This window comes from Ekhidna sp., assembly GCF_963691765.1.
Lineage (GTDB): Bacteria > Bacteroidota > Bacteroidia > Cytophagales > Cyclobacteriaceae > Ekhidna.
Genome location: NZ_OY829375.1, coordinates 1,450,849 through 1,463,809 on the forward strand (window position 1 = coordinate 1,450,849; position 12,961 = coordinate 1,463,809).

At 38.0% G+C, this 12,961-nt stretch carries 12 protein-coding genes; 2 read left to right on the forward strand and 10 right to left on the reverse strand.

From position 1 onward, the window contains the following. Nucleotides 1–60: 60 nt before the first annotated feature. From ACY650_RS06815 to ACY650_RS06830, 4 genes are all read right to left on the reverse strand, one after another. Nucleotides 61–804 (reverse strand): pseudouridine synthase, encoded by a 744-nt coding sequence (locus tag ACY650_RS06815; protein WP_462253060.1) that lies wholly within the window; start codon nt 802–804, stop codon nt 61–63. Nucleotides 805–830: 26 nt separating this feature from the next. Beyond that, nucleotides 831–1,391 (reverse strand): SMC-Scp complex subunit ScpB, encoded by a 561-nt coding sequence (gene scpB, locus ACY650_RS06820; protein WP_462253062.1) that lies wholly within the window; start codon nt 1,389–1,391, stop codon nt 831–833. After that, nucleotides 1,391–1,768, reverse strand: coding sequence for a TraR/DksA family transcriptional regulator (locus ACY650_RS06825; protein WP_462253064.1), 378 nt, complete (start codon nt 1,766–1,768; stop codon nt 1,391–1,393). Before ACY650_RS06825 ends, scpB begins: the two co-directional genes overlap by 1 nt. Nucleotides 1,769–1,868: 100 nt before the next feature. Further along, nucleotides 1,869–5,255, reverse strand: coding sequence for a lamin tail domain-containing protein (locus ACY650_RS06830; RefSeq protein ID WP_462253066.1), 3,387 nt, complete (start codon nt 5,253–5,255; stop codon nt 1,869–1,871). Nucleotides 5,256–5,463: 208 nt separating this feature from the next. Here ACY650_RS06830 and ACY650_RS06835 point away from each other — a divergent pair, with 208 nt between their 5' ends. Beyond that, entirely contained in the window at nt 5,464–6,456 is a 993-nt protein-coding gene (locus ACY650_RS06835) for an aspartate-semialdehyde dehydrogenase (RefSeq protein ID WP_462253068.1), read from the forward strand. Nucleotides 6,457–6,461: 5 nt separating this feature from the next. Beyond that, a complete protein-coding gene (locus ACY650_RS06840) occupies nt 6,462–7,652 on the forward strand; it encodes a class I SAM-dependent methyltransferase (RefSeq protein WP_462253070.1) in 1,191 nt (396 codons plus the stop codon). Here the strand turns inward: ACY650_RS06840 and ACY650_RS06845 are convergent. Genes ACY650_RS06845 through ACY650_RS06870 form a run of 6 tightly spaced genes read right to left on the reverse strand, consistent with a single transcriptional unit; the run spans nt 7,621 to nt 12,781 of the window. Continuing rightward, nucleotides 7,621–9,444: a tetratricopeptide repeat-containing sensor histidine kinase gene (locus ACY650_RS06845; protein WP_462253072.1), complete on the reverse strand. Its 1,824-nt coding sequence runs from the start codon at nt 9,442–9,444 to the stop codon at nt 7,621–7,623. The genes ACY650_RS06840 and ACY650_RS06845 overlap by 32 nt on opposite strands. Before the next feature lie 34 nt (nt 9,445–9,478). Then, nucleotides 9,479–10,129, reverse strand: a complete 651-nt coding sequence (locus tag ACY650_RS06850) for a hypothetical protein (protein WP_462253074.1) — start codon at nt 10,127–10,129, stop codon at nt 9,479–9,481. Between the two features lie 3 nt (nt 10,130–10,132). Continuing rightward, nucleotides 10,133–10,642 carry a hypothetical protein gene (locus tag ACY650_RS06855; RefSeq protein ID WP_462253076.1) on the reverse strand — a complete coding sequence of 170 codons (510 nt, stop codon included), beginning with the start codon at nt 10,640–10,642 and terminating at the stop codon, nt 10,133–10,135. A 28-nt stretch (nt 10,643–10,670) separates the two neighbouring features. Next, nucleotides 10,671–11,774 (reverse strand): hypothetical protein, encoded by a 1,104-nt coding sequence (locus ACY650_RS06860; protein WP_462253078.1) that lies wholly within the window; start codon nt 11,772–11,774, stop codon nt 10,671–10,673. Next, nucleotides 11,758–12,234, reverse strand: a complete 477-nt coding sequence (locus ACY650_RS06865; protein WP_462253080.1) for a hypothetical protein — start codon at nt 12,232–12,234, stop codon at nt 11,758–11,760. The genes ACY650_RS06860 and ACY650_RS06865 overlap by 17 nt, the downstream gene beginning before the upstream one ends. After that, nucleotides 12,224–12,781, reverse strand: coding sequence for an RNA polymerase sigma factor (locus tag ACY650_RS06870; protein ID WP_462253082.1), 558 nt, complete (start codon nt 12,779–12,781; stop codon nt 12,224–12,226). Before ACY650_RS06870 ends, ACY650_RS06865 begins: the two co-directional genes overlap by 11 nt. Between the last annotated feature and the right edge of the window lie 180 nt (nt 12,782–12,961).

The following is a 12,961-nucleotide window of genomic DNA, read 5'->3' on the forward strand; positions in this document are numbered from 1 at the left end:
CAGCAAACTCCATGTCAAAATCTATGCCAAAAGGAAGCTATTTTTTAGATGCCACATTCCTTATTTTACCCCCTTAATGCCCATAACTTCTTTGGGGCTTAAATGACGGAATTTACCTCGCGGAAGGTTTTTCTTAGTGAGTGAGGCAAACATTACTCGGTCCAATTTTTTAACGTTATATCCCAGATGTTCGAATATTCGTCTAACGATTCTGTTTCTCCCAATGTGGATTTCTACACCTAGTACTTTTCCATCTTCTCCTAACAGCGCCATTTCATTGACCGTAGCAGGCCCATCCTCGAGCGTTAACCCTCCCAGTATTTTATCAAAATCATCTTTAGTGATGGCCTTATCAAGCTCTACTTGATAGATCTTTTTTACTTTATGAGACGGATGAGTAAGTTTTTTAGCTGTTTCACCATCATTGGTGAATAACAATAGACCGGTAGTTTCTTTATCTAATCGTCCAACCGGATAAATTCGTTCGTCACATGCCTTGGAAACCAATTCCATAACCGTACGTTTGGCATGAGGATCTTTGGTGGTAGTAACAAACCCTCTAGGTTTGTTCAATAGTACATATTGATGAGTTTCCGACTTTAGCTTTTTCCCCTTGTACTCGACTGTATCGGTCTTCTTTACTTTGTAGCCCATTTCAGTAACTACCTTCCCATTCACTTTTACCTGACCAGCAGCTATTAAATTGTCAGCCTCCCTACGTGAGCAAATTCCTGCATTAGCAATGAATCGATTCAATCGAATCTCCGCAGGTTTTTTAATCTCCTTCTTGTTAGGTCTTTTCATGCGAAATGGGGTCAGATAGCCTGACTTTATTCTTTCTCCTCACCGATCTTGTTTTCCTCGGTGGTAAAGTCTTTTGGAGTTGGAAGCTCTTTCAGATCATTGATGCCAAAATAATCCATGAACTTCTGGCTTGTACCATAAAGAAGTGGTCGACCGACTCCTTCAGATTTGCCTTTGATTTCAACTAGTTCTTTTTCGAGAAGTTTCTGAATTGAATAATCACAACTCACTCCTCTTATTTGCTCAGCCTCACTTTTGGTAATCGGCTGCTTGTACGCAATTATTGATAAAGTTTCTAATGCCGAATTAGAGAGTCGCTTCTTCGATTGCTGCTTTAATAGAATCCCAATACTGGCTTGATACGCTGGCTTGGTTAGAAATTGATATCCTCCACCAGATTTTACCAATTCCATAGCAAAATCCTCGTTAACAAACTTTTCCTTAATGGTGGTAAGTCCATTGCTAATATCCTCAACAGGGACATCCGCATCAAACATCTCCTTTAGACAATCCTGAATTTCGTCTTCCGTGATTGGCTTTGGAGAACAAAAAACCAGCGCCTGAATATGGTTAGCCAGATAATCCATTAAGACTGTCTATTCAGCTTTGCATCGATACTTTGAGTAGTATGAGGGACTGCCTTCAATCTTTCTTTGGAAATCAACTTACCTGTATCCACGCAGATACCATAAGTTCCATTTTTGATTCTTATCAGAGCGTTTTCAAGGTTGTTGATAAACTTTTGCTGACGCCCCGCCAATTGACTTAAGTGCTCCTTCTCAGCAGTATCTGCTCCATCTTCTAAAGTCTTCACTGAAGAAAAGCTATCTCCACTATCGTCAGATTCTCGCGTAAGAGATCCTTTTAACGTATTGAGTTCATCCTTGGCTTTCTCAAGTTTTTGAAGGATCAACTCTTCAAACTCTTTTAGCTCTTCATCAGAATATCTAGTCTTTTCACTCATAATAAGTAGGATTTATTAATTCTAACAACGAAAAATCAAGCGAAAATACTCAGGATGAAGCACAAAAAATAATTGGATAAATCCAAAACATGCTAATGAGCTAGAAATCTCTTCCTACAACGACAGTTTCCTTAATAATTTCAGAATTTCCGTTACTATCATAAATCTCAAAAATGATCAGGTGGTAACCCATCCTTGCCATTTGACCACTGTTGGTATCCCCATCCCAACGTAAAAACCCTGAGGTTGATAGTAGCACCCCTTCTGCCAAGTTCCTTACTAACCTTCCCCGCTGATCATAAATAGTAACATTAGCAAACTGACCAGATTTGGTCAGTTGATAATTAATTGTTGTAAAGTCAATCCCTGAACCTGAATTTCCTGGAATAAAAACCGCTGGATTTACTGAGACTTTCCCTAGGACATTACTACTTGCTAACGATTGTGAATTGAGATATCCCGGAGTAGCAAAGCCTTCAACACTACTTGCTGAACGCCAATTATCTCTACTTGTAACATATTCTTGAAAGGAAACTCTTTCAAGAGATACTCCCTCCACACTTTCTAGCAGGTTGTAGTGATAATCTTCATCATAGACCAAAGATTCAACAATCTCACCTTCTTGATTGATCAACAAAACGGCACCGGCATCATTAGGATATGATGGCATAGAAGGGATCTCAATAAATCTTGAAGATTTGCCTTGCGGATAATTAGTTAGTAAAATATTGGCGTCTGTTGTAATAACTCGATATTCATTCGGACCGATAACTAACACCTCATTAGAAATAAAATCAGAATCATCAATTACACCATCATCATCAGCATTTCCAATCTGCCAGTTTTTTAAGTTTAAATACTTATCTGAATCATTATAAAGCTCTATAAAATCAACACCACCAGATCGAGGGTTAAATAAAACTTCGCTCAGCTTAATTTCATCTCTCTCAGGTATTTCGGAAAGTGCAAAAAATGATTTGGTATTTTGAATTTCGTTTCCTGAGCAATCCGTAATATTATTTACCGTAATCTGATATGAAGAACTCTTAGCTAACGATCCATTTAATTCTACGAAAAGAGATGATGGAATACTATTATTGAAGGTAACTTGCTCTATCTCAACACTAGGCGTCAATATTATTTCTGTTAAAGAAATATGGGATGGTTCAATTTTCTCATTGAAATCTACACGAATTGAATCTGACTTAAAAGCAACAACATTGATGATCTCTGGACCGAAATTATCAGGAATTATTTCAGATATTGAATTCTGTTCACCTGGAGTTCCTCCTCTTATGTCCATTGAACTCCCCCAATTAATTCCACTCTCCAAGCATGGATTGGTAACATCTTTCATCTCCAGTGAATACCCGCCATCAGACTTAGCTTCATCATGCCAGGAAGGATCAAAAGCCAACGAAAATATCAATTGCCCTTTATTGGATAGGAATATTTCTTCACCACGATTATTAAGTGATGGAAATCCTGGAATACCAAGAGCATTTACTGGGAATTCGAAAACTGCCGAGGTACTTGCGAGCACATAATAACTCCCAGGATTTAAAATGAAAGATGGCAGTTCTATTGATTTACTTGCATCAGTTAAGTAGAGCTCTTTCGTAGAGAGTATTTCTGATGTCGTGTTGTAAATTTCAATGAATTCACGGCCTGGTAGTTCAACTTGTGGATCTGGATCAAACATGATCTCAGTAATAATTAATTCGTTGAACATTGGAGCCCGACCAATTCCAAATGAAATAGAAGTATCCTGGATTTCATTACCTGAGCAGTCCAATACTTCAGAAACAGTAAGTTCATAAACTACTCCTTCTACAATTGGCTCATTAAATGAAATTTCAACCGAAACAGGAAAGTCACCAGTTGGAATGATCTCGTTTGGAGTTAGCCCTCCAGTAATATTATAATTTCCGGAGAGAAGACTTGAAGCATCCATTACCTCAGAAAAGGTGATAAATAGATTAGCATCAAGGTTGAATCCTGAAACGGCAGGAGGTTCCGTGTCATTAGAATCATCAAAGACAGAATTCTTTCTTCCCGGTGTGCCGCCATTCGAATCAATTGATGACAAATAACTTTTCGCTGAGAGACACGGATCATAAGGATTTACCAGCTCTGTAGATATACCGCCTGCTGATCCACTAAAACTTACTTCATGAATTGTGCTTGCATCCTTGTTTTGCAAAAGGATATGATCAAGTGATGAGTTATTCAGACTTAGTGACGAAATTGAAATCACTTCAGGATATGAAGAAAAAAGAACTTCATCATTATCATCAATAATGATAACATATTGGCCTGGACCTAAAATATAAGTTGGAAGAGTTTGACCATCCAATGTCCAATCTTTTAAATCGAAAAATTTTGATGATCGATTATAGAGTTCTATATACTCAGCGTCAGGAAGAAAGTCTAAAACGGGGTTGGGGTCAGCCATAAATTCATTTATCAATACATCTTGTTCAAGTGGTTCTTCTAGAAGAAGATATTGAAAGCTTTTTTTGCTGTCTTGTGCAATTACATTTCCATTCAAATCCTCAATATTGTTTATGGTAATTGTGTATTTATCTCCATTGGAAAGAGTAGATGTAGTTAATCGCAACAGTGATTTATCAAATTCATAAAGAACCGCAGAAATTATAGACACTCCTCCGTCCAAAACATAATTTTTAGTGTCTTCTGCAGACAACTGCTCTACTTCCTCATTAAATTTTACTTCCAGATATGTTGAAGAAACTGCTTTCGCTTCTTCAATTGATGGTGGTTCTTTATCTTCAACAGGTGTGACAGTCGATAAAAAATCATCAAAATAAAATCCATTATCTCTGGAGTTAGCTGTATATCTGATTTGCACACCAAAGTGAGTCGAAGCATTGTATGTGTTATCCGATGACGTCCCCTGACTGACAGCATTTACTTTCAACTCCCATAAACCAGTTTCCGATCTGGAGATCTTCACTCCTACAAATTCTTGAGAGGTAAGTTCCTGAATAGACTCAGATAAGACTAGCTCAGTAATAGATAACCCGTCTTGCCTATACAGCCGTACTTCATTCACATCTGTAGAAGGATAGCGCAATTCAACAAAATATCCGTTTAATGCTTCATTTAGGTTTGGAGAATTGCTTATCAAATAGACTCTAGAAGTATTATTCGAATTCGTTGATTCTGAGCCGGGTTGGGTAAATCCAAGACGCATGCTAAATGACCATGAAGCAACTGAAGAACTTAAATCCAAAACATTTGCAGTGCTTAAATAAGCCATTCGAGTACCTGTCCCCATATTCAAATCTTGACTCCTAAGTTGGTTCTCTATGCCATCTATCTCAAATGGATTCTCTACACCAAAAGAACTAGAGCCAGACCAGATTGGATTCGCAGTGAAATTCCCATCATCAAAATCATCGACTATTTGCCCTATTAATTTGACGGAACACAGTAAGAAAAATAGAAAGATATTGGTCCTCATTTCTGTTGACTTTTATCAAATGTATTTGGCGACAAGAGATATAAAAGAGAATAGCATTATCAAGTCCGCGGGACTATACTATTAGTATACCAATCATACTCGATAAATAGCGCTCATCCGTATAAAAGCTATCTAAGCGACCTTAAAATTGTTTTCTACAGCGTTTTGTGTAGTAATTTTGCAATCCAATTTTTAGAATAAATCAATTATGAAGGTAGCAGTAGTTGGAGCTAGCGGACTTGTAGGTCAAAAGATGCTCCAAATCATGTCTGAGAGAAATTTCCCGGTAGAGGAGCTAATACCTGTAGCTTCTGAAAGATCCGTAGGAAAAACCATCGAGTACAATGGTAAAGATTACACCATTGTGTCTATGACAGATGCTATTGCTGCCAAACCTGACATTGCATTGTTCTCTGCAGGAGGTTCTGTGTCATTAGAATTTGCACCAAAGTTTGCTGAAGCAGGTGCGGTGGTGATAGACAACTCTTCTGCCTGGAGAATGGATGCCAGCAAAAAGTTGATTGTTCCAGAAGTAAACGGCAACGCACTTCGTATTGACGATCGAATCATAGCCAACCCAAACTGCTCAACTATACAAATGGTAGTAGCATTGAAACCGTTACATGATGCATTCAAAATAAAGCGAGTGGTTGTGTCGACCTATCAGTCTGTAACCGGATCCGGGAAGGGTGCTGTAGATCAACTCGAAGGTGAACGAGCAGGTAAGGACATACAGAAAGTTTACCCTCACAAAATAGACATGAATGCACTTCCGCATATTGATGTTTTTCAGGATAATGCTTACACCAAAGAGGAGATGAAAATGGTGAATGAGACCATCAAAATAATGGGCGATGACTCTATCAAAGTGACTCCAACTTGTGTGAGAATACCTACAGTAGGCGGGCATTCTGAAGCAATCAATGTTGAGTTTGAAAATGAATATTCTTTGGAGCAGGTTTATTCCATTCTTGACAAAGCTCCGGGTGTTACCGTAGTAGATGATCCCTCGAAAAACGAATACCCAATGCCACTAAATGCGCATGACAAAGACGATGTATTTGTTGGCCGTATTAGAAGAGATGAGTCTCAACCCAAAACATTGAACATGTGGGTGGTTTCAGATAATTTGAGAAAAGGTGCCGCTACAAATACGATTCAGATAGCAGAATATATGCTGGAGCACAGCCTGGTTTATTAGAAAGCATGAATGCGCTTATTAATTTTCTCACGCAAGAAGATGTTAAGCAATTCATCAAGGATAACCTTTATTCAGACACATCAAAACTTCTTTTGAATCCTCCTAAGGATCTCAAAAGTGGAATAAATGATATTGTCGATCAGATTATTTCAAGACAAAAAGCTAAAGGCAAGCTTGAAGATTGGAGAAATAATTTTGATTTAATTATGCCTCCTCCTCTTTCATTAGAGCAGGCTTCCTCAAACACTACTTGTAAGTATAAGTCAGAACTAATTTCTGGACATCACCTCATTGATCTTACAGGAGGTATGGGAATTGATTTTCTGGCGCTAAGTGAATCTTTTGAAAGAGCCACTTACGTGGAAACTCAAAAAAATCTCTGCGAAGTATTCCAACACAACTTAAGGGAACTGAACAAAGATGCTGAGGTAATAAATTCTGATGCAATTGACTTTTTATCTGATCTGAGTTCAGAATCTGGCAATAGAATTATTTATCTAGACCCAGCACGGAGGGATGACAACAAAAGTCGCGTTTTTGCTATTGAAGATTGTACGCCAAATCTTACCGAACTCCTTCCCACACTTAGAAAAAAGTCGAGCAGGGCATTGGTCAAATTTTCACCGATGCTTGACATCCAGTCAATACTCGACTCTGTTTCGAACGTTAAAGAAGTACATGTCGTTTCAGTAAAAAATGAATGCAAAGAGCTACTCCTTTTAATTGATTTTGAATTCAATGGTTCAGCAGAAATTATTAGCACAAACCTTGAAACCAATCAACCAATCTATTCATTCAAGATTGAAGAAGAGAGAAAAATCACTGCCACAAATTCTTCCGAACTCGAGTACTTACTGGAGCCAAACAGCTCCATCATGAAAGCAGGTGCTTTCAATAAGCTTTCTGTAGATACGGGAGCTCATAAAATCTCAGCAAACACGCATCTATACACATCAAATGATCCAATAGAGAACTTCCCAGGAAGAACATTCAAAATATTAGCTGAGGTAGATAAAAAGAGTATCGCTCGATATGCTACGGATAAGAAGATTAATGTGATAACAAGAAACCATCCTTTGTCTGCAAACGAATTGAAGAACAAATGGAAACTTAAAGATGGAGGGGAATACTTTCTAATCGCATTCAGAAATCAAACAAATAAGCCTAAGATTGTAGTGGCTGATCGTCTTGATTAGTCAATATTATTCTAAACACAGAGCCTTCGTTTAAGACGCTTTCTACTTCCATCTTCCCACCAAGACTTTTTGCGAAATCGTAACATAGCGCTAGACCCAAGCCGTTTCCTTTTTCCCCTTCAGTCCCATCGGTACTTACTAGACCACCATCAAAAACAGAATTAACCATTTCCTGCGACATCCCTATTCCATTGTCAATCACTTCGATGACCTTAGTCTTTTCGCCTTCAATCACATTGACCTCTACTTGCGCGCCTTTATTAGAAAATTTAATCGCGTTTACGATCAGGTTTCTCAATAGAATTCGAACAATGCCTCGATTAGAAAATATGTTAAGCCCTTCAGCGGCAGCAAGCTTCAATGAGATTTCTTTTTCATTCAATCTGTCATCCAGCTCTGACCTTAATTCATCAAAAAGGTTTTGAATAAAAAACGGTTCCTTTTTAAGATTTTCCCCTTCCATCTGCCCTTCAGCCCATAAAAAGACATTATTCAAGAGATTCATGAGGTTCGCAGTCTTTTCTCTCACTTCCGGCAATACGGGCTCTATTTCCTCCTTACTTATAAGCTTTTGATTGAATAACTCAATCACTGATGATACGGATTGAATCGGAGATTTAAGATCATGAGAAACAATGGCAAAGATCTTGGTTTTAAACAGGTTGAGTTTTTCAAGTTGTCTTTTACGAATACCCAACTCACGTACAACAAGGAAAATAATTGCGATTAGAATCCCTGCTATTAATAAGGCAACTACTAGTCCCTGAATAATGAGTTGTCGTTGCTCGGCAAGCTCTTTATTGCCAGTATTCTTAGATTCTAATACTCTCATCTGGAACAACCGCTGATAATAGGATAGCAGCTCCAATTCATTAATTATGGTTATGCTTTGAACACTATCTAGATATTGTTCATGAAGTTGTTGCTTCTGGTATGCTTGGCTGAACATTCCAAGGTCACCATAGCATTTGGATAGTGTCTTGCTTGTTATGTAAATAAGCTCTTTTACACCGCTTTCTTTAGCTAGCTTAAATGCGAGTTCAGCATTTTTTAGTGCCTCCTCACCATCATCCATTTTTAATTTCCACTCTGCACGAAGTTGATTTGCCCTTATGATTCCACGATTGCTTTTGTATGTTTCGGCACTATTCAGCGTCAGTTTAATTAACGAATCGGCCATAGAATTTTCTCCCTCCATAAAATAGAGTTCAGCCTGATTGAAATAATAAATTGAGTGGAGATGCTCAAATTTCGGATCTAGAAAACTCGAAGCTGAGGCTAAGTAATATCTGGCAGAATCATAGTTTTTCAAATTAAGAAAAGCCTCTCCAATGCTATTATTAACAGTAAATAATCTAAGGGAGTCATTTACATCTTTTTGAATTTCGAGTTCTGATTTAAAATATCCAATTGCATCTAACATCAATCCACAGGCAGCATAGACATTGCCTATGTTGCCAAGGTTTTTTGCCATTATAGCTTCATATTCATTGGTCTCAGAAATCTGAAGCGATGCTTGGATTTTTTCAAGTGCATGCATCTGATCCCCAAGTGACCAATAAGCAGCACCAATTCTATTTAAAATTAGTGCTCTAATTGAATCTTGATCCAAAGAAACAGCTAGGTCATTTGCCTCATTAGCAAGCTCAAGACTGCGTTGTGGCCAATCATACAGGAGTGAGTCGCTTTTACGAATTAGGTCAAGAATGTAAGCTTCTTCAACTTCATCTTGAGCATTCGCATTAAAAATAATAGCTAGCGCTAGTACAGTATAAAATATTTTGGTGAGCACAAATGAATTTATTACTCCCCAAAGATATGACAAATCAGAACCTTCCGAAGCGGAAACTGATCATTGCTGTCGTTCCTGATACGTCATCATTTTTGACGTTCTCCAGTTCTAACCCAGAAACATACCTGTAAGTAGCTCCAGCCCCTAATCTGAAGTACTTAGTGATATTGAATTCTATTTCCAATCCAGGCTCTGCTATGAAAAAGACAGAGTTTTCAACGGTAAATTCAGAATCCGCTGGATTGTTAGTGAAAAAATCTTTATCAACTACTTCAAGAGAACCAGCCCCAAGTAAAATTGGAATACTGATATGTATTAACTCTCTAGGCGCTATCGTAGGGCCAATTAGAATTCCTCCATATCCTCCATGCAGATTAAGCTGTTTAGTTTCAGGCTGATCTGGAACCAGTCCTTCAAATTCAAATTTTGTAACTAAACCATAACCAGCAACTCCGAAAAGATACCTTCGATTAATTATAAAACCTCCATAGGCACCTACCAATAGACCTCTCTCAGACACTAGATTAGTAACTTTGAGATCGGCTGCTCCAAAGGCGTTTAGGTCGTTTTTCTTGCTAAGGAGAGATTTAACTTCTTCATCTTTTGGATCATTGGTATCTACATATTTCTGACCGAAAGCTGATATGCTAAATACCGCAAGAAGGGTGTAAATGAGCTTTTTCATAAATCAAAAAACGTATTTAAATGAAATTGCTGCATCCCAAAATCTCGTTTTCGTATGTCGCATACCTATGAAATTAAAGTACGGTTTTATATCGAAACCAAAAGTGGCAGGGACTTCAAGCCACCTATATTCTATTCCTAAACTGGCATCAACACCCATCGTGAAGAAGCTCTTCTCTTCATAAATAAACGCATCTCCAGCTGCATTAGATAACGTTTTGGCTATATCATCAAACTTTTCATAACCGACATGACCACCAATACCATAATGCAAATAGAATCGATCATTAAATGAGAATTCCATTGGTTGATGAAAGAGGTATTGGGCAGTGAATTGCATACCTTCGTTTCTGCCACTAAGTATCATTTCAACTGCTTCATCCTCGGTGACAAACTTCTTATAAGTAAGCCCAGACGTATGCCCTAGGCGTATTCCTCCAGACTTCTCATAGAGCTGCTGGCCGGTTGAAGCATACGATACCAGCATTAAAACAATGGGAACAATTTTTTTCATTGGGTTGTGAGTGGTGACAGGATGAATTTTAATCTCGATCTACAAAAATGGGTGTTTCCTTTATTGAAATAATAAGCTCTCCACCATCTGCTTCTACCATGAGTTGACCGTGACGAGTGTTGGTATTTCCAACGAAACCAGAAAGGGATATTCGCCCTTCATCTGCAAAGTTTTCTTTCTGCATTGTGAGCATGCTATTTGGAAGTATCATCCGATCTTCCGGCCCTTTTATATAAGTTTTTATGTATGAGGCTTGATTCAATATCAAATTAATATCTGTAGATTTTCCAGTGATATCAATGCTATTAAAATCCTTCACAATTTTGCTGAGATAGATATCACCATAACTAAAATCAAATCTTGCAGAGCCTCTTAGTAGGTCCGAGGTGAGGTTGGTAAACGACCCTTCACACATTATCTCATTGGCATCAAGTAAATGAATTTTATCATTTCGAGAATTGAATTGAATACGGTCAATCTTATCTACACGAATTTCAGAACTACCACTTTCAATATTTAAATTGTTGGCCTCATCAACCCTCATATCTACGCCACGTAAAGTGAAAATCCCATCATTGATTGTGCCGAAAGATGACTTACCAAAACTGTGCTTTAGGTTCAGTGAAGAAGCCAGATCACTTGCCTTAATATCACCATGAGAAATATCAATGTTAACTTTACCGTCTAGGTTGGCCATATACAAATCACCAAATTTGTTTTCAACACTTAGCATGATGTTTTTTGGCATCCAAACTTGATAATCTACCTTAAGCTTATTGTTTCCAACAACGCCTTCAACCTCATTTAGCACATTCCCAAAAAAGCCTCCACTCTTCCCAATTTCTGTAACAGCGGAAATGACACTCCCTACTTTACGGAATCTTACATCAACTCGAGACATCGACTTAGTAACCGCTGAAGAATTTCTTCCCTCTGCCCGAACAACTACTTCGAATCGCACGGAATCTAGCTCCCAGGTGCGAACAATAACTTCTCCGTATTTGCTTACTACCTCCACCTTCGCATTTTCAGGGACAGCAAACGAACGTTTAAAATCACGCTCTTGCCTAACCTGACCAAGGGAAGGAATAGTTACCAATATGGCAATCAATATGTTAAAGTACTTCTTCACTTTTCTCTTTTTCCAACTCTTTCAAAATTTCTTCAAGGATTCTAAGTTTAAGCTGATAGTTTTCCATCATAGCAGTGATCACTTCTTGATTATCCACATTTTCACTTAAATCAGCTTTTAACTCAGCAAAAGCTTTGTCCATTGTAGCTAAATCTTCAAGGATACGATCATCCTTTATGTGATTCTTTACAAGTGTGATTTTTTGATTGATTTCGGTGTTGTAAAAATCCTCTAACTCAGCAATCTCGTCGCTAGGTTGTGTAACAGGATTCATAAAGAAAATCGTAGAGCTAATAATGAGTGCAAAGCACGCAGCCATTCCAAACAACTTCCAAGGATCGTTCTTTTGAGCAGGGGCTACTTTCCGGCTAATTGCCTCCCAGCCTTTTTCGCTATCAAATGGGTATATTTCAAAGTCCTCTCTCGACTTGTCAATATGGTCTTTTAAATTATCCAACATTCTGACTCCTTTCTTCTTCTAATATCTTTCTGATTCTCGCTTTCGCTTTACAGTACTGGGCTTTCGATGCTGACTCTGTAACTCCTAAAACCTCTCCTATCTCCTTATGATCATATCCTTCAAATAAATAAAGATTAAGTACAGCCTTGCATCCCTCTGGAAGCATATCAACTGCCTGCATAATTTGAGATGCTCGATATTGGGTATATTCAAAATCGTCTTCCTCTTCTTCAATAAAATCAGCTCCATCCTCTAATTGTGCAGTATCCAGCTTCTTTTTTCGAATTGCGTTTATGCAATTATTTACAACTATCCGCTTTATCCAAGAACTAAAAGTATTTATCTCTCGGAGCGAAGGAAGCTTTTGAAATGCATCAATAAACGACTCTTGAAGTAGATCTTTCGCTACTTCTTCATCACCCATCATCCTTCGACAAATGTTATACATAGCCTTGGCATAGAGGTCATATAGCGACGACATTGCCGCTTGATCTCCCTGCTGACTCTGCAGTATCAGGTGCTTATGGATGGTGTGTGTGGTGCTCACGTTGTACTAATGACAGGTTTATTTATCAAAGGTTTCTATATAGACGAGAAAAAACTTGTTTTCGATGTAAAAATATTTCGTTTACCAATTGAAATCCATTATCACATAGATATTGATGAATATTTGACAAGGATTTTGATTCCAAATTGCTAGCTATTCTGAAGAACACGTGCATCACTT